The sequence below is a fragment of the Devosia sp. J20-27 genome (genome assembly GCF_055808595.1).
Map to the genome: position 1 here is coordinate 548624 of NZ_CM147875.1, position 18902 is coordinate 567525.

Annotated in this window: 21 protein-coding genes; 8 read left to right on the plus strand and 13 right to left on the minus strand. The window is 65.8% G+C overall.

All coding sequences use genetic code 11. The features are described from left to right. Nucleotide 1 precedes the first annotated feature (1 nt). The 4 genes from AC0L4C_RS02635 to AC0L4C_RS02650 all read left to right on the plus strand — a co-directional run bounded on the left by AC0L4C_RS02635 (nucleotide 2) and on the right by AC0L4C_RS02650 (nucleotide 3500). The gene (locus AC0L4C_RS02635; RefSeq protein ID WP_473401970.1) at nucleotides 2-394 is read left to right on the plus strand and encodes a thioredoxin family protein; all 393 of its coding nucleotides are present in this window, start codon (nucleotides 2-4) and stop codon (nucleotides 392-394) included. Nucleotides 395-396: 2 nt separating this feature from the next. Continuing rightward, a complete protein-coding gene (locus AC0L4C_RS02640) occupies nucleotides 397-1119 on the plus strand; it encodes a cytochrome c biogenesis CcdA family protein (RefSeq protein WP_473401971.1) in 723 nt (240 codons plus the stop codon). A gap of 125 nt (nucleotides 1120-1244) precedes the next feature. Continuing rightward, the gene (locus tag AC0L4C_RS02645) at nucleotides 1245-2534 is read left to right on the plus strand and encodes a hypothetical protein (RefSeq protein ID WP_473401972.1); all 1290 of its coding nucleotides are present in this window, start codon (nucleotides 1245-1247) and stop codon (nucleotides 2532-2534) included. Further along, on the plus strand, nucleotides 2535-3500 hold the full coding sequence (locus AC0L4C_RS02650) for an NAD(P)-dependent alcohol dehydrogenase (RefSeq protein ID WP_473401973.1): 966 nt from the start codon (nucleotides 2535-2537) through the stop codon (nucleotides 3498-3500). 3 nt (nucleotides 3501-3503) lie between these two features. On the opposite strand, the gene AC0L4C_RS02655 is transcribed toward AC0L4C_RS02650, so the two are convergent. The 5 genes from AC0L4C_RS02655 to AC0L4C_RS02675 form a co-directional block, all read right to left on the minus strand. Further along, nucleotides 3504-4154, minus strand: coding sequence for an NADPH-dependent F420 reductase (locus AC0L4C_RS02655; protein ID WP_473401974.1), 651 nt, complete (start codon nucleotides 4152-4154; stop codon nucleotides 3504-3506). Between the two features lie 125 nt (nucleotides 4155-4279). After that, a complete protein-coding gene (locus AC0L4C_RS02660) occupies nucleotides 4280-5383 on the minus strand; it encodes an ATP-dependent DNA helicase (RefSeq protein ID WP_473401975.1) in 1104 nt (367 codons plus the stop codon). Next, the gene (locus tag AC0L4C_RS02665) at nucleotides 5383-6069 is read right to left on the minus strand and encodes a fumarylacetoacetate hydrolase family protein (protein ID WP_473401976.1); all 687 of its coding nucleotides are present in this window, start codon (nucleotides 6067-6069) and stop codon (nucleotides 5383-5385) included. Before AC0L4C_RS02665 ends, AC0L4C_RS02660 begins: the two co-directional genes overlap by 1 nt. Before the next feature lie 105 nt (nucleotides 6070-6174). After that, nucleotides 6175-7011, minus strand: a complete 837-nt coding sequence (locus AC0L4C_RS02670; RefSeq protein WP_473401977.1) for a transglutaminase-like domain-containing protein — start codon at nucleotides 7009-7011, stop codon at nucleotides 6175-6177. A 2-nt stretch (nucleotides 7012-7013) separates the two neighbouring features. Further along, complete coding sequence (locus AC0L4C_RS02675) at nucleotides 7014-7925, minus strand: transglutaminase family protein (RefSeq protein WP_473401978.1); 912 nt, start codon at nucleotides 7923-7925, stop codon at nucleotides 7014-7016. 122 nt (nucleotides 7926-8047) lie between these two features. Here AC0L4C_RS02675 and AC0L4C_RS02680 point away from each other — a divergent pair, with 122 nt between their 5' ends. Next, nucleotides 8048-8887, plus strand: a complete 840-nt coding sequence (locus tag AC0L4C_RS02680; protein ID WP_473401979.1) for a transglutaminase-like domain-containing protein — start codon at nucleotides 8048-8050, stop codon at nucleotides 8885-8887. Between the two features lie 19 nt (nucleotides 8888-8906). On the opposite strand, the gene AC0L4C_RS02685 is transcribed toward AC0L4C_RS02680, so the two are convergent. From AC0L4C_RS02685 to AC0L4C_RS02705, 5 genes are all read right to left on the minus strand, one after another. Next, nucleotides 8907-10238: a metal-dependent hydrolase family protein gene (locus AC0L4C_RS02685; protein WP_473401980.1), complete on the minus strand. Its 1332-nt coding sequence runs from the start codon at nucleotides 10236-10238 to the stop codon at nucleotides 8907-8909. Nucleotides 10239-10342: 104 nt separating this feature from the next. Next, nucleotides 10343-11137 (minus strand): alpha/beta fold hydrolase, encoded by a 795-nt coding sequence (locus AC0L4C_RS02690; protein ID WP_473401981.1) that lies wholly within the window; start codon nucleotides 11135-11137, stop codon nucleotides 10343-10345. A 21-nt stretch (nucleotides 11138-11158) separates the two neighbouring features. Then, a complete protein-coding gene (gene mbfA / locus AC0L4C_RS02695) occupies nucleotides 11159-12142 on the minus strand; it encodes an iron exporter MbfA (RefSeq protein WP_473401982.1) in 984 nt (327 codons plus the stop codon). A 112-nt stretch (nucleotides 12143-12254) separates the two neighbouring features. Next, on the minus strand, nucleotides 12255-12620 hold the full coding sequence (locus AC0L4C_RS02700; RefSeq protein ID WP_473401983.1) for a response regulator: 366 nt from the start codon (nucleotides 12618-12620) through the stop codon (nucleotides 12255-12257). Nucleotides 12621-12825: 205 nt separating this feature from the next. Continuing rightward, complete coding sequence (locus AC0L4C_RS02705) at nucleotides 12826-13728, minus strand: LysR substrate-binding domain-containing protein (protein ID WP_473401984.1); 903 nt, start codon at nucleotides 13726-13728, stop codon at nucleotides 12826-12828. A 309-nt stretch (nucleotides 13729-14037) separates the two neighbouring features. Between AC0L4C_RS02705 and AC0L4C_RS02710 the strand changes: the two genes are divergently transcribed. Then, on the plus strand, nucleotides 14038-14169 hold the full coding sequence (locus tag AC0L4C_RS02710; RefSeq protein WP_473401985.1) for a hypothetical protein: 132 nt from the start codon (nucleotides 14038-14040) through the stop codon (nucleotides 14167-14169). Nucleotides 14170-14179: 10 nt separating this feature from the next. Here the strand turns inward: AC0L4C_RS02710 and AC0L4C_RS02715 are convergent, their stop codons facing one another. Both AC0L4C_RS02715 and AC0L4C_RS02720 read right to left on the minus strand, forming a co-directional pair. After that, nucleotides 14180-14989: an extensin-like domain-containing protein gene (locus tag AC0L4C_RS02715; RefSeq protein ID WP_473401986.1), complete on the minus strand. Its 810-nt coding sequence runs from the start codon at nucleotides 14987-14989 to the stop codon at nucleotides 14180-14182. A 72-nt stretch (nucleotides 14990-15061) separates the two neighbouring features. After that, nucleotides 15062-15787 carry a class I SAM-dependent DNA methyltransferase gene (locus AC0L4C_RS02720; protein WP_473401987.1) on the minus strand — a complete coding sequence of 242 codons (726 nt, stop codon included), beginning with the start codon at nucleotides 15785-15787 and terminating at the stop codon, nucleotides 15062-15064. Nucleotides 15788-15915: 128 nt separating this feature from the next. On the opposite strand from AC0L4C_RS02720, the gene lepA reads away from it, so the two are divergent. Both lepA and AC0L4C_RS02730 read left to right on the plus strand, forming a co-directional pair. Next, nucleotides 15916-17721 carry a translation elongation factor 4 gene (gene lepA, locus AC0L4C_RS02725; protein WP_473401988.1) on the plus strand — a complete coding sequence of 602 codons (1806 nt, stop codon included), beginning with the start codon at nucleotides 15916-15918 and terminating at the stop codon, nucleotides 17719-17721. A gap of 336 nt (nucleotides 17722-18057) precedes the next feature. Beyond that, nucleotides 18058-18501: a Crp/Fnr family transcriptional regulator gene (locus AC0L4C_RS02730; RefSeq protein WP_473401989.1), complete on the plus strand. Its 444-nt coding sequence runs from the start codon at nucleotides 18058-18060 to the stop codon at nucleotides 18499-18501. A gap of 24 nt (nucleotides 18502-18525) precedes the next feature. On the opposite strand, the gene AC0L4C_RS02735 is transcribed toward AC0L4C_RS02730, so the two are convergent. Next, nucleotides 18526-18864 carry a YciI family protein gene (locus AC0L4C_RS02735; RefSeq protein WP_473401990.1) on the minus strand — a complete coding sequence of 113 codons (339 nt, stop codon included), beginning with the start codon at nucleotides 18862-18864 and terminating at the stop codon, nucleotides 18526-18528. Nucleotides 18865-18902 lie beyond the last annotated feature (38 nt).

The following is an 18902-nucleotide window of genomic DNA, read 5'->3' on the forward strand; positions in this document are numbered from 1 at the left end:
TATGCTCACCATCATTCGCGGCATCGCCATTGCCGGCTTTGGCCTCCTCGCGTCCATGTCTGCCGCGATGGCCGGAGAAATCCGTCTCTGGGACGAGGCGGGCTTTGCCGCCGCGCAGGCGGCCGGCCAGCCGGTCGTCGTGCATGTCACGGCGCCGTGGTGCCCGACCTGCCGGGCACAGAAGCCGGTGATCGAGTCGCTGGCAGGCAGTGCGGACTATCCGGACCTGCTGGTCTTCGAGGTCGATTTCGACAGCCAGAAGGACGTGCTGCGCACCTTCGGCGTACGGCAGCAGAGCACGCTGATCGCCTTCCGCGGCGAGACTGAAGTAGCCCGCTCGGTCGGCGTCACCAATGCCGAGGCGATCTCGAACTTCGTCGCCGAGACGCGCTGATCATGGATCCCCTGTCACTGCTGCTGGCCGGACTGGCGGGCGTGCTCTCGACGCTGTCTCCCTGCGTCTTGCCGCTGCTGCCGGCGGTGCTGATCGGCGCCCAGTCCGAGCATCGGCTGGGGCCGGTGGCGCTGGCCGGGGGCCTGGCGCTGTCATTCACAGTGCTCGGCCTGCTGGTGGCGACGGTGGGATTTGCGCTCGGGCTCGATCCGAACCTTTTCCGTTATGCTGGCGGCGGCGTGATGATGGCCATCGGCGTCATCCTGCTGGTGCCGCTGGCGCAGGTGCGGCTGGCGACGATGGCGGCACCGATCCAGACCTGGACGAACGCGCGGCTCGGTGGCCTCTCCACCAGTGGCCTTGGTGGCCAGTTCGGGCTCGGGCTGCTGCTGGGCGCCGTCTGGGCGCCCTGTGTCGGGCCGACGCTGGGTGCCGCTTCGCTGCTGGCGGCGCAGGGCACCGATCTGGGCGCCGTGGCCCTGACCATGGTGCTGTTCGGGCTCGGCGCCGCTGCACCGATCCTCCTGCTCGGACTGCTGTCCCGGCAGGTCTGGAGTTCGGTCACGAGGCTGGGGCGGCGTACGGCCGGGTACGGCAAGCCGATCCTCGGCATCATCCTCGTCGGCATCGGTCTGATGGTGGTCACCGGGATCGACAAGCAGATCGAGGCCGTGCTGGTGTCGGTGTCGCCGCAGTGGCTCACCAACCTGACCACCGCGATCTGACCGCGCCGGCCGGCGCGACCGCCGGAATTCGGCTTTACCAGGAGAGACTTGAGACATCCGTGCGGATTGACCTCGCCAGCGGGGGCGTGTCCAATGGCACCAATCGAGTACACAGGACGCGTGTCATGAAGAGTTTTTCGTCGTCGAGTTTCGCCAGCAATCATACGCTGGCGCTCGAAGCTGCCCATGCGGCCGTGCAAAAAGACCCGCTGGCGCTGTTCACGGACTTCCAGTGGTTCCTCTATGCCGGGCGCGACACCATCTTTTTCACCGCCTTCTCGAAGGAGAGCTTCGACAAGGAAAAGCTCAAGAACCTGGCGGCCCGGGTGGTGGCGCTGGCGCCACAGCTGACGCATGGCTTTGAGGGGGCCCTGCCCGGACACCCGCTGAGCGAGACGCAACTCGACGCCATCACCTCGGTCGAGATGGTCGATACGTTCGACGGCTATCCGGACAAGTGGCTGAGCACCAGCGCCGACATCTACGAGACCAAGGGACTGCCGCTGTTCCGCTTCATGGCCGCCACCCGCACGGGCGGGCCGGACGGCGAGGGCCGCGCCTCGATCATCCAGGTGCGGGCCGCCCACGCGGTACTCGAGGGCTCGGACTCGGCCCTGCTGGCGCGCTCGCAGACGGCCGGTCACGGCATCCAGTCGGACGAGAAGAACAAGGTGAGCCTGGGGACCCGCATCGGCGCCTTTCTCAGCGGCCTGCTCGGCGCCTCGATCCACATGTTCTTTGCCTGGGTGCTGTCGCCCACCGAAAAGCCGACGCTGTTCCGCACGCTGCCGATCGAGCGCAGCCGCATCCGTCGCCTCGCCAACGAGATCGGGGTGCGGCAGCGCTCGGTGTATTTCGCGCTGGTGACGCACGCGCTGCATACGGAAGGCGACAAGAAGCACAACGAGAAGGTCATCACCGCCGCCTACACCATGCTCGACACCAATCGCACCGCCGGGGACGACGACTTCTTCCGGGTGCGCACGCTGATGGCCAAGTTCCCCCACAAGGACGACTTCCTCGAGTATGTGCGCGGCGTCGACAAGGTGGTGGACGAGATCGAGAACAAGGATGTCACCAAGTTCCAGATGGGCATCCTGGCGCTGTTCTCGATGCACCGGCGGATCTCCAGGCTGTTCCCGTTCCTCTACAGCCCGCGCTTCTGGCGCTTTTCGGGGACCAAGGACACGACGGTGCTGACGCTGGTGCCGCCGCATCGCAGCTTCGGGCCGGTGACCGAGTGGATGATGGAACCGATCTATTGCGGCGCCTATCACCCGTCCTCCAATATCTGCACCTTCTGCCCCGGCCGTGAGTACATGACTCTCAACTTCACCATGGAGCAGCGGCAGATCGCCAAGGTCGACAGGATCCCGACCCTGATCGAGGCGGTGGAACAGCGCGTGCTCGGCTAAATGCGGGTCGCCCGCTACGAGCGCTATGGCAGCCCGAAACGGGTCGCTGTGGCGGAGGTGGACGCACCACAGGCCGGGCCCGGCGAGATCGTGGTGCGCGTGCAGGCCGCTTCAGTCAATTCCTGGGATATCGACAAGCTCACCGGCAACGTGCTTGGCCGCCTCGATGGCCCGTTCGCGCCGCGCCACACGGTGCTGGGTGCCGAGGTGGCGGGCATCATCGACAGCATCGGACCGGTTGTCAGTGGACTGGCCGTCGGCGACAGGGTGTTTGGCGACCTGACCGAAAGCGGCTGGGGTGGCTTTGCCGAACTGGTCCGGGGCAAGGCCGGGGCCTTCCTGCCCATGCCGGAGGGGCTAGGCTTTGAGGAGGCGGCATGCGTCCCGCAGGCCGGGCTGCTGGCGTTGCAGGGGTTGCGCATGCATGGCGGACTGCGGGCCGGCATGCGCGTGCTGATCAACGGCGCAGGCGGCGGAATGGGCTCGTTCGCCATCCAGCTGGCCAAGGCCGCCGGCGCCGAGGTGACCGCCGTGGACCGGGGCGACAAGCTGGCGTTCATGCGCGGGCTCGGCGCGGACGAGGTGATCGACTACACGCAGCGCGATTTCGCCAGGTCGGGCGGGGCTTATGACTATATCCTCGATGCGCAGGGGCGACGCTCGATCGGCCGGCATCTCGGCGCGCTTGCCGATGGCGGCACCTATGTCCTCGCCGGTGGCAGTGTTTCAAGCCTCTTGCAGACGGCCCTGTTCGGCGCAACCAAAGGCAAGGCACAGGGCAAGCGCGTGTCGCTGCTGTTCTGGCGTCCGCTGCCGGCAGACATGCAAGAGCTGGCGGGCATGCTCGCCGCCGGAACGCTGCGCGCCGTCATCGACCGACGGTTCAAGCTGGCGGAAACGGATCAGGCGCTGGCCTGGGTGGCCGAAGGCCATGTCAAAGGCAAGGTCGTGGTGATGCCGGCCTGACGGCTAGCGTGCCTCGACCTCAAGACCGAGCTGCGTCAGCAACCGGTCGCGGGTCTCGACGACGCCGAAGGCGGGACCGCCTGGGCCCAGTGCCGCGCCGGCGGCGAGCGGCCCGGCATCGACCGGATCAAAACCCAGATCGTCGATCAGCCGCAGGACCGAACGCACCGCGTCGCGGTCGTTGCCGGCGGCCGCCATACCAATGCGGCCGGGCGTGCCGCGCGGTTGCCGCTCGTCGCGAAACTGGTTGTAGCCGAGCTGGTTGAGGCTCTTGACCAGCCGCGCCGAGGGAAAGTGACGCTGTACCGCCAGGCTGGTGTCGGCGGGCGCTTCGGCAAACTCGGGGATCACCCCGTCGGTCTGCTCCCAGTAGTTGATGGTGTCGATCAGGATCTTGCCGGCAAAGGTATCAGGCGGCAGTTCGCGGAACCGCCAGGACGGCACGGCGAGAATGATCATCGAGGCATGGGCTACGGCATCGGCCAGCGTCACCGCCCTGGCGCCGGGCGCGAGGATATCGACGAGCATCTCGATGCTTTCGGGCGGACCGGAGCGGGCCAGCACCGTATCATAGCCGGCTTCCACTGCCGCACGCGCCAGCACGGTGCCGAACTTGCCGGCACCGATGATGCTCAGGTGGGGGCGGATATCCAAAAGGTCACTCCAGGCACGTCGCGTTGGCAGGCAGTCGGGTCAAACGAGCTTACCTATGTAGGGATTGAGGGCAGGTAACATCAACCGCCTCCAGGGCACAGGGAGGAAACCGGGCGCCGCAAGGCTCAGGTCACCACCGTAATCCGCTCGCTGGCACGGGTGATCCCGGTATAGAGCCAGCGCTTGCGATCCTCGCGGAACACGAAGCTCTCGTCGAATAGATAGACATTGTCCCACTGGCTGCCCTGCGCCTTGTGGACGGTGAGGCAGTAGCCGAAGGTGAATTCGTCGAACTGCTTGCGCTCGGGCCAGCTCAGATTGTCCTCCTCGCCGGAAAAGAAGGCGAGATGGCTGATGACCTTGGCCTGGGTCTTGTTCTTGCCCGTCGCCGGCTCGTCGGGGTCGAGCAGCATGGAGAAGCGCCCGCCGGAGCGTTTCTTGACTTCAGCAGCGGTCCAGATCTGGCCGTTGAGCAGCTTTTTCTGCGGATTGTTCCGCAGGCAGACGAGGCGGTCGCCGACGACGGGTTCGTGGCGCGGCATGTTCTTGAGTTCGCGCATGCGGTCATTGTAGGCGACGCGGGTCTTGTTGCGGCCGGCCAGCACCTGGTCGGCCTCCATGACGGCCTGGCGGTCGACATCCTCGCGGCTGATGACGAGGGACTCGCCATAGCGGCCGTGTTCAAGATGGTCGCCCTCGCGGATATCCATCGACATGCGGATGATCGGGTTGTCGCGGGCCTGGCGATGGATTTCGGTGAGCATGATGTCGGGATCATGGGCGGTGAAGAAGCCCGCGCCCTGCACCGGCGGCAGCTGGAACGGGTCACCCAGCACCAGCACCTTGGTGCCGAAACTGAGCAGGTCGCGGCCCAGCGCCTCGTCGACCATCGAGACCTCGTCGATGACGATGAGATCGGCCAGTGCCGCCTCGCTCTCGGGATCGAGGGCGAATTTCGGTTCACCCTCCTTCTCCGAAACCAGCGAGTAGATCAGCGAGTGGATGGTCGAGGCGCCACGGCAGCCGTTCTTGCGCATGACCAGCGCCGCCTTGCCGGTAAAGGCAGCGTATTTCACCGATTTGACGCCCTGCGCCAGATGGCGGGCCAAAGTCGACTTGCCGGTACCGGCCCAGCCGAAGAGGCGAAAGACCTGCGGGCCGGACTTGTCCTTGAGCCAGTGCGAGACGGCCATCAGGGCTTCGTCCTGCTGCGGCGACCACTCCACCATCAGACGATGGTCGTCCGCACGGAACCAATGCCGTCGATCTCGCCCTCGAGCACATCGCCCCGCACCACGGCACCCACACCTGCCGGAGTGCCGGTGAAGATCAGGTCGCCGCGCTGCAGTTCGATGGATTTGCTCAGATAGGCGATGACATGGGGCAGGTCCCAGATCATGTCGGCAATGTCGGCGTCCTGGCGCAGGGCGCCATTGACCTTGAGGCTGATGCGCGCCTTGTGCGGATGGGCGCCAAGGTTCATGGCCGGCAGCAGCTTGCCGATGGGGGCGGAATGGTCAAAGCCCTTGGCCATGTCCCACGGCCGGCCGCCCTTCTTGGCAAGTGCCTGAATGTCGCGACGCGTCATGTCGATGCCCGCCGCATAGCCCCAGACATGGCTCATGGCGTCGTCGACGCTGATGTTGCTGCCACCGCTGCCGAGCGCGGCAACCAGTTCGATCTCGTGATGCAGGTCGGCGGTCTCGGGCGGATAAGGCATATCGCCGCCGCCGGTGACCAGCGCATCGGCGGGCTTGCCGAAAAAGAACGGCGGCGCCTCGTTGGGGTCGTGCCCCATCTCGCGGGCGTGCTCGGCATAGTTGCGTCCGACGCAGTAGACGCGGCGGACCGGGAACAGCGCCCCGTCGGTGGTGGGCACGGCAATGATGGCAGGCGGGAAAACGTAATCGGGCATGAGACTCTCGCAAATATCGGGCGGACAGTAACCGAATTTGTCCGTGTACAAAATGCGAACTTTGCCGCCTGCCGCGGCCGGCGGTCAACGCCCGACGCCGGCTGCTCAGGCCGGTGATCTCGCCGCACTGGCAGGTGCGGCAAGTTCGTCGGTCACCACCTCGAAGCCGTCCAGAACGGCGGGGCCGAACTGGGTCGACAATGCCACGTCGGTGGCGTCGCGACCGATGGCCATCAGGATGCGGCCGATGCGCGGCGTGTTGTGCCGGGCGTCGGCCGTATACCAGTGGCCGCCCAGATAGACCTCGAACCAGGCCGAGAAATCCATCGGGTCGGGCACGGGCGGAACGCCGATATCGCCGAGGTAGCCGGTGCAGTAGCGCGCCGGGATGTTGAGGCAGCGGCAGAAGGTGATGGCGAGATGGGCAAAGTCGCGGCAGACGCCGACCTGCTGGTTGTAGCCGCCGAAGGCGGTCCGCGTGGGGTCGGCCTGCATGTAGTCGAAGCGGATGTGATTGTGGACGAAGTCGAGCACCGCCTGGACGCGCGGCCAGCCCGGCGGCGTATTGCCGAAGAGCTGCCAGGCGACATTGCCGAGCAGGTCGGTCTCGCAATAGCGGCTGCCCATCAGGAAGGTCAGCGTGTCGTCGGGGAGGTCGCGGATGTGATGCTGCACGGCATCGTGCGGCACTACGTCGGGCAGGCCGGAATCATAGATCTCGAAGGCTGTGGAGATGGTCAGCGCGCCGGCCGGTGCGGTCACCCGGGTCGCAACATTGCCGAAGCTGTCGGTATAGTCCCAGACCTCGGCCGGCGGCGAAAAGTTCAGCACCTGCGGCGTCAGCAGATCGGCCCGCCGCGAGGGGTGGATGTTGAGATTGAGCAGCATCGGGGTGGGCTGCGGGCATTCGTAGCGCAAGGTATAGCCGGCCTTGATCTGCATGATCAGACGTCCTCGATTTGCGGGATGGGCGCGATGGCGGGATCGGCCGTGGTGACGTTGACCTGGACGGTCATGCCCTGCGGATCGTCCTTCCGCCCGACATAGGTGCCGCTGAGCGGGATGGCCTGGCGCGGATCGCGCGCCACCCCGACGCGGATGAGGTCGCGATTGCCGACAATGCCGTTGGTGGGATCGAACTCGACCCAGCCGGCGCCCGGCAGGTAGACCTGACACCAGGCGTGGGTGGCGCCACCGCCGCGGGTGACCGAGCCATCGCGGCTGGGCACGTAGATGTAGCCGGTGACGAAGCGCGCCGCGAGGCCGAGCGAGCGGCAGGCCTCCATCATCAGCAGGGCGAAGTCCCGGCAGGTGCCGCTGCCGATCGACAGGGTCAGTTCGGGCGGCTGGGTGCCCGGATCGGTGCGGCGCGAGTAGACGAAGCCCTCGCGGATGGCCATGGTCATGGTGGCGAGCAGGTGCGCGGTGTCAGTGGTGCCTTGCGGCTTGACGAAACGGCGGGCCCATTTCTCCACCGCGCCGGCATCGTTGGTATAGTGGCGGCGCATTGACGGCTCGAGATCTGGCAAGGTCTCGTCGTCGTATTGCATGGGCCAGGTCCGGCCCTGCTTCTGGGTCTGGAACTGCGGCGCGGTCGGCGGGGCGTGGTCGAGGGCGATGTTGGTCTCGAAGCGCAGTTCGGCGGCCTTGCTGTCGAACCTGGCGAGGGCGACGCAGTTGCCGAAGACGTCGTGCATCCAGGTGAGCGATGACGGTACGGGCGAGATGTCGATATCGGCCAGCAGCAGGCGCTGGTCGTAGCTGTCGCGCGGGCGAAACAGCACGCGATGCTCGCCGAACCCGACGGGGCGCCTGTAGGCGTAGGTTGTGGTATGACGAACGCGCAGTATGGTCATGGCGTCGTCAACGCGCAGAGGCGAGAAAAGTGCCGCGCCTGCGGCAATTGCGATGCAATCGCCGGGAACCGTAGCACATCGAGACCATTGTGGGTCGTCATCACCTGTACCAGGAACACATCATGCGGTTCTCGCTTGGCTGCGAACTCGACTACACCATCGAGCAGCCGACTACCCTGATCCTCAACATCGAGCCGATGCGTGGCGCACAGCAGCACGTGCTGTCGGAGCGGCTGACGCTGACGCCGTCGATCCAGAGCGAACCGCATCAGGCCAAGGAGAGCTCCAACCTCTACCGCCGGGTACTGGTCTGGCCGGGCACGCTGAACATCCGCTACGAGGCGGAAGTCGAGACCATGCCCAAGGCGTTCGACCCGTCGAGCATCTACGAAGTGCCGGTGGCGCAGCTGCCGCTCGACGTGCTGCCCTATCTCTATCCCAGCCGCTATTGCGAGAGCGACAAGCTGGGGCGCTTCGCCTGGCGCGAGTTCGGCAATGTCGGCGTGGGGCACGAGAAGGTCACGGCGATCTGCAACTGGATCTACGACCGTGTCGACTACGTTGCCGGCGTCAGCCAGTCGGCGACTTCGGCGCAGGATACCTTTTCCGAGCGGGCCGGTGTCTGCCGCGACTTCGCCCATCTGGGGATCAGCTTCTGCCGGGCGCTGGGCATTCCGGCCCGGTTCGTGTCAGCCTATGGCTGGCAGCTGCAGCCGCAGGATTTCCACGCGGTGTTCGAGGCCTATCTGGGCGGACGCTGGTACCTGTTCGACGCAACGCGGCTCTGCCCGGTCGACGGCATCGTGCGTATCGGTATTGGCCGCGATGCCGCCGACACGGCGTTCGTGACATTCTACGGCCAGGTGCAGAGCGCGCCGAAGTCGGTGTGGATCGAGCCCATCGACGGGGCCGACCGCGGCCGTGACTGGACCACCGAAGCGGTGAGCGTGGCGGAAGTCTAGCCGCCACGCCCGGGATGGATCAGACCGGCGCCGGGCCCGTCGCCTGCCGTGCCTGCGATCCCCTGCTGCCCGCCTTGCCGGCGGCATAGGGATTGGTGCGCGGATCGCGCGGGTCGCGATGCAGGGCCCCGTCCTTCATGATCAGCGAGAAGTGGTGCGGACCCACGAGGATGGACTGGTCGAGCAGCGGGTTACCGTCGACCAGCAGGATGTCGGCCAGCGCCCCCTCCCGGATGACGCCGAGCTCGCCCTTGTGACCCATCAGGTCGCCGCCGACGGCGGTGGCGCAGCGCAGGGCTTCGGCGGGCGAGTAGCCGAAGAACTTGACGAAGTGGCCGATATCGCGCGCATTCTGGCCCATCGGCGTAACGGTGAAGCCGTAGTCGCCGCCGACCACCACGCGCATGCCGCGCTTGCGCATCTGGTGATAGGTTTCGATCGTGTGCTCGATCTTGCGGAAGAGGCCCATGGCCTCGACGCGCTCCCGTGTCAGACCGACCACGTCGCCCTCATAGACCGAGTTGTGGACCAGCCCGAAGGCAGGCCCGACGATGACGCGATCCTTGGCGGCCTCGAGCATGTCGAGCGCCTCCTCGTCGGCGAAGTCGCAATGGTAGATGCAGTCGACACCGGCGCGCACGGCGCGCTTGACCGACTCGGCGGCGCGCGAGTGGCAGGCGACGCGCTTGCCCCAGTCATGGGCGGTCTGCACGCCGACGGTCAGTTCCTCTTCCGACAGCGAGACGATCTCGGCCCGCGCATGGCCGACGAACTCGTCGCCGGAGACATTGAACTTGACGTTGTCGACACCCTCGCGGCAGCAGAGCCGCACGGCCTTGCGGACCTCGTCGACGCCATCGGCGATCAGGCCGAAACTTTCGGCATGCATATGCTGCTTGCGCTCGTCGCCAAGCCCGCCGGTGACGGTGATCTCGGGACCGGCGGCACGATAGCGCGGGCCCTTGAGATAGCCGTCCTCGATCTCCTGGCGCACCACCACGTCGATGCGCATCTTGGCGCTGGCCGCCGAGTAGCAGGAGGTGAAGCCGTAATCGAGGATCATGGTGGCGTTGCGACAGGTGCGCAGCAGATGCTCCTCGGGCGGAATTTCGCCGAGGTCCTGGTTGCGCGCCGGGCCGACGAAGCTGAGATGGCAATGGCCCTCGACCAGCCCCGGCATCAGGAACTGGCCACCGCCATCGATGATCTCGGCAGCACTCGCGTCGCTGATCTGGTTGGCGCCGCGCGCCACGGTCTTGATGCGGTTGCCTTCGACGACGACCTCCCCGACGAACGGCTCATCGTCGATGGCGTCCCAGATGGTGACGTTCCTCAACAGATATGAATTCATGGCTTTCCCCTCCAATGCTGCCGGACAGCACGGCGTTTGTCGCCAGGTCAGCCGGTCGCAACCGGAACCATAGGGCGGGGAACCGGGACTGTCATCGTCGGCAGCTAGGAGGCGGCCCAGAAGCGCTCGAGTTCGGCGTGCAACTGGTCGGCGGCGTCGAGATTGGCGCAATGGCCGCCGCCGGGCAGGTCGACGAGGGTGAAATTCGGTCGCTGCAGCATGGCCGCGAGGGTCGGCCCGAGTGCGGCGTTGATGGCGCGGTCCTCGCTGCCGCGCAGCAGCAGGATGGGCAGCCTGGCCCGCGTGGCGTTGGCGATCAGATCGTAATGGGCGAGGTTGCGCGTCAGCGGCAGGCCGACTGCCGGGTCGAACTGCCCGATGAGCCGTTCGATCATGGGTCGTGCCGCCAGGTTGCGGGTCGTGGCTCGCGCAGCGATCCAGGCGACCAGCGGCTTGCCGAGCAGCGCCTGCAGGGGCGGCACGATGGGCGCCCAGAAATCGGGGACGCTCAGACTGTAGCTGGTGCCGAAGGTCGCCAGCGTGCGCAGGCGCCGTTCGTGGCTGCCCAGCATCCAGAGCGCGACGATGCCGCCCAGCGAATTGCCGACCCAGTGGACCCGATCAACGCCGGCATGATCGAGCATTTCGAGCAGGTCGGTGGCGAGGCGATCGATGCCCAGCGTCTGCTGGTCGAGGGATGCCGGTTTGCCGGAGCGGCCGTGGCCGCGCAGGTCGGGCACCAGCACACGATGACCGCGGCCGGCAAAATAGTCGGCATCGGCAAAGAGCTGTTCGCCGGCTGCCGCGAGGCCATGACAGAGCACCACGACGTCGGAGCCGGCGCCGCGATCATCGTAGACCAGGCTGACGCCGTCGGAGGCAGTGAACCGCTGCTCCATTACTCCCCCAGACCGGTTTCCTCAGGCACTACCTATCAGGATGCCGGCGGCAAAGACCAGCGCGCCGCCCACCACCACCTGCAAGGCGGCCCGCCAGAACGGCGTCTGCATGTAACGCTGCTGGATGAAGGCAATGGCCCAGAGTTCGACCAGCACGACAACGGCAGCGACGCTGGTGGCGACCCAGAAATCGTGGATCAGATAAGGCAGCGCATGGCCGAGCCCGCCGAGCGCCGTCATCACGCCGGCCGCCAGGCCGCGCTTGATCGGCGAACCGCGGCCGGTGAGCTTGCCGTCATCGGAAGCCGCCTCGGTAAAGCCCATGGAAATGCCGGCGCCGACGGCCGCAGCAAGGCCGACCAGAAAGGTCTGCCAGGTATCGCCGGTGGCAAAGGCCGCCGCGAACACCGGCGCCAGGGTGGAGACCGAGCCGTCCATCAGCCCGGCGAGGCCAGGCTGCACATAGGTCAGCACGAACTGGCGATGCGCCTCGCTCTTTTCGGTCTCCCTGCCCGTGATGCCGAGCTTGTCGGCGTCGAGCTGATCGGCCGCATCGGCGTGGTGCCGTTCCTCTTCGGCCAGATCGCCCAGCAGCTTGCGGACGGAGGCATCGCCGCACTGCTTGGCCGCTTCCATATAGTAGCGGTAGGCACCCTCCTCCATTTCCCACACCACCTGGCGCACGGCCTCGAGGGTGAGGTTCTTCATCAGCCAGATCGGCTTGCGCTGCAGGAAACCGCGCACATGCTCGCGGCGGATGGGGACCAGGCGGGGCCCGAATTTCTGCTCGTAAAGTTCGAGCAGGCGGCGGCGGTGTTCATGCTCCTCGGCGGCCATGCCCTCGAAGATCGCCGCCGAGCCGGGATAGGTCGGCTCGAGCTGCGTGGCCAGCTCGGAATAGATCTGACTGTCCTCTTCCTCCGCAGCGATGGCCAGCGAGAGGATTTCCCGCTCGTTCAGGGAACTGAATTCGCGCCGATTGGCTTGCCACAAGCGACTGAACATAAACGATATTCCTCTTTAGATTAGAGGAATTCTAATGTTTGAGATGGCGAAGCGCAAGCCGGCACACCGCGTGCCGCGATGCGGCATGACGGCAAAGGGCTGAATGCCGGTGCTAGCGGACGCTGGTGAGCGACCTGGCGGCGTCGACGATGGAGGTTTCGCTGAACGGCTTGCCGATGACCATGACGCCGGGAAAGCGGCTCTGCATTTCCTCTGGTGCGGAGCCGGTGCAAAAGGCAAACGGAATGCCCTTGGCCTGCAGTTCGGACCAGAGCTGCTCACTCGAGGACGAGTTCAGCCGGTAGTCGAGGAAGGCGAAGTCGACCTTGCGATCCCGCAGCAGGTCTGCCGCCTCGTTCTCCTGGGTGGCGAGCAGCACCTGGATGCCCTCACGTGCCAGGATGTCCTCGATCATGGCGGCGATGAGGAATTCATCATCAACGACAAGGGCCGTTTTGCCTGCAACATGAATGTTCATGGTCAAGTCCGCGCTCGAAGGACCGGCGTCCGCCATGGAAACCGGCATAGATAAATGCTTGCGCAGGATTGCTCCGCCCCGATACAGCGTCTGTCACGATGCCCGCAGGACACCCGCCTATCGGGTCTGTCCGGAGGTTTGCACGGAGACCGACGGGCTGCAAATAACATAAGTATGTGGGGGCGCGGTTTGCGACGGCATGCCGTCACATGGTCGTGAGCGCCGCTCCGTCACCGGCCATCTCGGCTGCCACCCATTCCCGGAACAGCCGCGTCTTGCGTGGCTCGCGGCGCCCCTCGACGGAAATGAACCAGTAGCCCAATCCGTCGCGCACCGAGAGATCGAAGGGCCGGACCAGCCGCCCGTCGGCAATGGCATAGGCGGACATGGCGTCGACGGTCAGCAGCGCGCCCTGCGCCGATACGGCCGCGTCAAAGGCGAGGGCCGGGTCGGAGTAGGTCGGTCCGGTGGTGACCGGCTGTGGCCGAACACCGGCGAGCTCGAACCAGTCGGCCCAGCTCAGCATGGTCGCCAGATCCTGGATCACCGGAATAGTGGCAAAGTCGGCCGGCGTCCGCAGCCCTGCCGCCAGTGCCGGTGCCACCACCGGGCTGTAGCTCTCGCCGCCGACGCGCTCCGATCGCAGCCCGCTCCAGACGCCACGCCCGTAGCGGATGCCGCAGTCGATATCGGAATGCGCGAGATCGATCGGCGCGCCGTTGACCGCCAGCCGCACGTCGATGTCGGGGTGCAGCTGGGTGAACTTGCCCAGTCGCCAGACCAGCCAGCGCGAGGCAAAGACATTGCCGGTGGTCACGGTCAGCACGTGGTCGCCGGCCACCCGGAGGGCGGAGACGGCATTGGCCAGCACCGCAAAGCCGTCGCGCAGCTGCGGCGCAATCGCCTGCAGTGCCGGCGTCGGCACAAGGCCCTGCGGCGTGCGCTCGAACAGCTCGATGCCCAGCCGCTCCTCGGCGCGCCGCAGGTGCTGGCTGACCGCGCCGGGTGTCACTCCCAGTTCCTCTGCGGCAGGCGCCAGGGCACCCCGGCGCGCCACGATCTCGATGGCACGGATGGCATTGAGCGGAACGGGAAAAGGATTTGCCATGTAGGTTTTCTATATCGAGACAGGTCATCTTGTCGATTGTTTCGATCTGCGGGCGTCCGATATTACGGTCTCAACCGAGAAAGGCGGACACGACATGTACAAAATCTTCATGACAATCCGGGCCTGGCTGGCGACACTCATTGAAGTTGAGTGCCCGCCTGACCATCTGTCTCACATGAGCCGCAGCGAACTTGCGGATCTTCCCCACACGCATCCGCCAACAGACGAATGCAACGCCTGCTAGTTCATGTCGGGTTCATGCAACCTGACTAGAACCGGCAGCGAAACAAAAAGGACTTGGACTGAACAATGAGATTTCTAGCGATACTTGGCCTGCTGCGCACTTCGTCGCGGCCGCGCCGCACCACCTGGCAGGATGGCCTCAGCCTGCGGGACCTAGCCGACCTGCCGACCCATCATCCCCGCCGCGACGACCGCTAGGCCGTCGCGACTACTCACACAGCCGCGCCGTACACGTCTTGCCGTGACATCCCATATCGATGTGGAGATGATCGTGATGCAGGGCATTGGCCTCAGGGCCGAGCGTGGTGGTGAACTGCGTACAGGCGCTGTCATGCGCAAAGCGCAGCAAACGGCCCTCCGATGAGAGCGGATCGCTCCATCCCCCCTCGACAGTCACTGTCCTGCCATCCTGCAGTTTGAAGCCGATCACGTCCAATGCCTCGGCAAAGGCGTGAAAGCTCAAATTGCCGGAACCGGCATTGTTGACGTTGCGGCACATGTAGCTGGTGCCGATCAGCACCTCGTCGAGACGGGTGTTTTCCCTGGCAAAGAGATAGGCATCGATCGACGCCGCCCAGGCCGGCAGTGCGGTGGCAACGCCGCAGGTGGTGGTCACGCCGCCCGAGATTTGCACCATGCGGCCATTGACCAGTACGCCCGTCAGCGCCAGCGGCGAGCGCGCGCCGCACTGGCTGTCGGCAATCGGTGGCAGCATGTCGGCCTCGACCGCGCCGGCGACCACGGCGGGACAGGCGCTCTGGTAGACGCGCGGCGGCCCGGGTGGCTCCTTGGGTTCGTCCTTCGGCGCGGGTCGCTCGTCGGGGCCGGTTGGCTCGCGAGTGACATCCTCGGGCGCCTTCGCGTCCGGTTCGACCGGAACTTTGGTCTCGTCTGCATTCGGCCGGGTGCGTGGCAGGGGTACCTCAGGCGTGACGGCCGGTGGTTCCGCGGTGGTGACGGTAGCGGGACGCGGTTCAGGCAGCGACACCGTGGTGTCCTGCGCAAAGGCCTGGAACATTGTTATCTGGGCAAGGGCCGCAAGACACACGACTGCTGGAATCCGCATGTCCATCCAACGCGCTAAGGGCGCTCAGGTTGCCCGCACGAGAAAGATCATTTCCTCCTGGGTACCATCGAAGGCGGCACCGGCCCAGTCGCCGAGCACGCGGTCGAGCCGCAATCCGGCTGCCGCCAGCCGGGCCGCGATGGCGTCGTGGCTCATGAAGCGCAAGGTGCTCCGCGATAGCAGCGTCTCGTCGGGGAAGCTGAAACGCTGCTCGAAGCGCACGAATTCTCCATCCCGCCCGAGGAACTGCCGTTCTTCCCTCAGCGGCCGGCCGTCGACCGCGACTTCGGCAACGGCGTAGTCCCAGCGGGTGGCCCAGTCGATATCGGGATTGCGGCTCTCGAAGACGAAACGTCCGCCGGGCGCCAGCCGACCCGCCACCATGGCGAAGGTCCGGTTGACCGCTGCGTCGTCGAGCAGCACCTGAAAGGCGTGGCCGGTGGAGATGATGAGATCGAAGCGGGCCGACGAGCGGAAATCCTCCGCCGCGGACAGCACCCAGTCGATCTCCGGCCCGAAGGGCCGCCTGCGGGCCACATCGAGCATGGCGGCGGCGGGATCGACGCCGGTGACGTGGTGGCCGCGCGCCGCATAGGCATTGGCGAGCAGCCCGGTGCCGCAGCCCAGATCGAGGACGCGCTGCGGGGTCGAGGGCGCCAGCGCCAGATAGAAATCGCGATCCGCCGACCAGCCGCTGCTGAGGTCGTAAATGGCGGCCAGCCGCGGATTGGCGTAGTGCTCATCGATCATGGCACGACCTCTAGGGCCTCGCCCGTGCACCGTCCAGCCATGCACGGTGCACATGGGCCGCAATTCTGCGGCTTAACCGCTGATAAACCATCTTTGCCGGACCCCGCGGGTCTGCTATCAGCCGCCTCATGTCCGTACCCCTCGACCATATCCGCAATTTTTCCATCGTCGCCCATATCGACCATGGCAAGTCCACGCTGGCCGACCGGCTGATCCAGATGACCGGCGGGCTCGAATTGCGCGAGATGAAGGCGCAGGTGCTCGACTCGATGGATATCGAGCGCGAGCGCGGCATCACCATCAAGGCGCAGACGGTGCGGCTCAACTACAAGGCGCAGAACGGCGAGACCTACGTTCTCAACCTGATCGACACGCCCGGCCATGTCGACTTCGCCTATGAAGTCAGCCGCTCGATGGCCGCCGTCGAGGGTTCGCTGCTGGTGGTCGACGCCAGCCAGGGCGTCGAGGCGCAGACGCTGGCCAATGTCTATCATGCTCTGGACGCCGACCACGAGATCGTGCCGGTGCTCAACAAGGTCGACCTGCCGGCCGCAGACGTGCCGCGAGTCAAGCAGCAGATCGAGGACGTCATCGGCCTCGACGCCTCCGAGGCGCTGGAAATCTCGGCCAAGACCGGTATCGGCATCGACACCGTGCTGGAAGCCATCGTGCATCGCCTGCCGCCGCCCAAGGGCGACGTGTCGCTGCCGCTCAAGGCGTTGCTGGTCGACAGCTGGTACGACACCTATCTGGGCGTCGTGGTGCTGATCCGCGTCATCGACGGCACCATCAAGAAGGGTCAGAAGATCCGCATGATGGCCTCGGGCGCCACCTATGAGCTCGACCGTGTCGGCGTGTTCACCCCCAAGCTCGTCGATATCGGCGAACTCGGGCCGGGCGAAATCGGCTTTTTCACCGCCTCGATCAAGGAAGTGGCCGATACCAATGTCGGCGACACCATCACCGACGACCGCAAGCCGACGGCCGAGCCGCTGCCCGACTTCCGGCCGGCGCAGCCGGTGGTGTTCTGCGGCCTGTTCCCGGTCGATGCTTCCGATTTCGACGAGTTGCGCAATGCCATGGGCAAGCTGCGGCTCAACGATGCCAGCTTCTCCTACGAGATGGAAACCTCGGCGGCGCTCGGCTTCGGCTTCCGCTGCGGCTTTCTCGGGCTGCTGCATCTCGAAATCATCCAGGAGCGGCTCAGCCGCGAGTTCGATCTCGACCTGATCGCGACGGCGCCCTCGGTTGTCTACGAAGTGCACATGACCAATGGCGACAAGCTGATGCTGCACAATCCGGCCGATCTGCCGGATGTGGTCAAGATCTCGGAAATCCGCGAGCCATGGATCAAGGCCACCATCCTGACGCCGGACGAGTATCTCGGCTCGATCCTCAAGCTCTGCCAGGACCGGCGCGGCGTGCAGCGCAACCTGAGCTATGTCGGCAACCGGGCACTGGTCGAATACGACCTGCCGCTCAACGAAGTGGTGTTCGATTTCTACGATCGCCTGAAGTCGATCTCCAAGGGCTATGCCAGCTTCGACTATGTGCTCGCCGACTATCGCGAGGGCGATCTGGTCAAGCTCTCGGTGCTGGTCAATTCCGAGCCGGTCGATGCGCTCTCGATGCTGGTGCACCGCAACGTGGCCGAAACGCGCGGCCGCATCATGTGCGAAAAGCTCAAGGAGCTGATCCCGCCGCACCTCTTCGTCATTCCTATCCAGGCGGCCATCGGCGGCAAGATCATCGCCCGCGAAACCGTGCGCGCCATGCGCAAGGACGTGACTGCCAAGTGCTATGGCGGCGACGCCACCCGCAAGCGCAAGCTCTTGGAAAAGCAGAAGAAGGGCAAAGCCAAGATGCGGCAGTACGGCAATGTCGACATCCCGCAGGAAGCCTTCATCAAGGCGCTGAAAATGGGGGACGAATAGTCCCCCAGGCGAGTCGCGAGCCCCTGCGCGAGACGTCCGCCAACGCAAGAACAGCGTGACGCGCCGAAACCCGCACCGCCTCAGTATGCCGCGAGCCGGCCCTGCCCTACTGCGACATCGCGTGTTCAGCGCGGGACGCCATTGTTGGTCGGCGGCTGCTCGCATAACGGCTCGCACCTCGCAGTTCGTTGGCGGCTGCTCGCATAACGGCTCGCACCTCGCAGTTCGTTGGCGGCCGCTCGCATAACGGCTCGCACCTCGCCTCAGCCCCGCCATATGCCATTGCCCGCCCGGCCGCTTCATCCTAGGCTCGCTTCTTCTCTTGCGGAGACCGACATGGCCAATCTGCTCACCCTCACCAATGCCCAGCCGTCGCGGACGCTCGAGCCCGGCGACGACCTCATCGAAGCCGGTGAGGCCGGTGGCGAGCTTTTCGTGCTGGTCAGCGGCAAGCTCTGCGTGATGCGCGACGGCATCGAGATCGCCCGCATCGAAGGCGCCGGGGCACTGGTGGGCGAAATGAGCGTGCTGCTCGGTGTCGATCACTCGGCCACGGTGCGGGCCCTGACCCCGGTCGAGGTGCGGGTCATCGAGGACGGCATCGACTGGCTGGAGCGCACGCCGATCGCGGCACTGCATGTCGCCACCCTCGCCTGCCAGCGCCTCGACGCCACCAGCGCGGTGCTGGTCGAGCTGCGCAAGGAGATGCAGGGCAACAAGGAACAGGGTTTTCTCGAGCGCCTGTTCGGCGCCGTCAGCGGCGACGGCGCCAAGGCGTAGACCCGCGCCGGCTTCCGGCAGTCGTCAGTAGAACGGCCGCACCTCGACATTGGCGCGGCAGGCGATCGTTGCCTTGCGGCCCCAGGCCAATGCCGCGTCCATGTCGGCGACGTCCAGCACCCAGAAGCCGCCAATGTGCTCCCTGGTCTCGATATAGGGCCCGTCGGTGACCAACAGCCCGCCGTCGGCCTCGGCGCGGACCGATCTGGCCTCCCCCGGTGGCCGCAATCCGCCGACAAAGACCGTGACCCCGGCTTGCTTCATCTCTTCATTGAGCTCGTTGATGTCGCGCGCCGTCGCCGCATCCTCCTTGGACGCATCGAAATCATCGCGATGATGAATGGCCACCAGAAACCGCGCCATCTGTCTCTCCCTCAATTGATACGCACCCGCATGGGCTG

Coding starts and splice junctions, on each gene's coding strand:
- AC0L4C_RS02635 (WP_473401970.1), top strand. CDS start 2: ATGCTCACCATCATTCGCGGCATCGCCATTGCCGGCTTTGGCCTCCTC.
- AC0L4C_RS02640 (WP_473401971.1), top strand. CDS start 397: ATGGATCCCCTGTCACTGCTGCTGGCCGGACTGGCGGGCGTGCTCTCG.
- AC0L4C_RS02645 (WP_473401972.1), top strand. CDS start 1,245: ATGAAGAGTTTTTCGTCGTCGAGTTTCGCCAGCAATCATACGCTGGCG.
- AC0L4C_RS02650 (WP_473401973.1), top strand. CDS start 2,535: ATGCGGGTCGCCCGCTACGAGCGCTATGGCAGCCCGAAACGGGTCGCT.
- AC0L4C_RS02660 (WP_473401975.1), bottom strand. CDS start 5,383: ATGGTGGAGTGGTCGCCGCAGCAGGACGAAGCCCTGATGGCCGTCTCG.
- AC0L4C_RS02665 (WP_473401976.1), bottom strand. CDS start 6,069: ATGCCCGATTACGTTTTCCCGCCTGCCATCATTGCCGTGCCCACCACC.
- AC0L4C_RS02670 (WP_473401977.1), bottom strand. CDS start 7,011: ATGCAGATCAAGGCCGGCTATACCTTGCGCTACGAATGCCCGCAGCCC.
- AC0L4C_RS02675 (WP_473401978.1), bottom strand. CDS start 7,925: ATGACCATACTGCGCGTTCGTCATACCACAACCTACGCCTACAGGCGC.
- AC0L4C_RS02680 (WP_473401979.1), top strand. CDS start 8,048: ATGCGGTTCTCGCTTGGCTGCGAACTCGACTACACCATCGAGCAGCCG.
- AC0L4C_RS02685 (WP_473401980.1), bottom strand. CDS start 10,238: ATGAATTCATATCTGTTGAGGAACGTCACCATCTGGGACGCCATCGAC.
- AC0L4C_RS02690 (WP_473401981.1), bottom strand. CDS start 11,137: ATGGAGCAGCGGTTCACTGCCTCCGACGGCGTCAGCCTGGTCTACGAT.
- mbfA (WP_473401982.1), bottom strand. CDS start 12,142: ATGTTCAGTCGCTTGTGGCAAGCCAATCGGCGCGAATTCAGTTCCCTG.
- AC0L4C_RS02700 (WP_473401983.1), bottom strand. CDS start 12,620: ATGAACATTCATGTTGCAGGCAAAACGGCCCTTGTCGTTGATGATGAA.
- AC0L4C_RS02705 (WP_473401984.1), bottom strand. CDS start 13,728: ATGGCAAATCCTTTTCCCGTTCCGCTCAATGCCATCCGTGCCATCGAG.
- AC0L4C_RS02710 (WP_473401985.1), top strand. CDS start 14,038: ATGAGATTTCTAGCGATACTTGGCCTGCTGCGCACTTCGTCGCGGCCG.
- AC0L4C_RS02715 (WP_473401986.1), bottom strand. CDS start 14,989: ATGTTCCAGGCCTTTGCGCAGGACACCACGGTGTCGCTGCCTGAACCG.
- AC0L4C_RS02720 (WP_473401987.1), bottom strand. CDS start 15,787: ATGATCGATGAGCACTACGCCAATCCGCGGCTGGCCGCCATTTACGAC.
- lepA (WP_473401988.1), top strand. CDS start 15,916: ATGTCCGTACCCCTCGACCATATCCGCAATTTTTCCATCGTCGCCCAT.
- AC0L4C_RS02730 (WP_473401989.1), top strand. CDS start 18,058: ATGGCCAATCTGCTCACCCTCACCAATGCCCAGCCGTCGCGGACGCTC.
- AC0L4C_RS02735 (WP_473401990.1), bottom strand. CDS start 18,864: ATGGCGCGGTTTCTGGTGGCCATTCATCATCGCGATGATTTCGATGCG.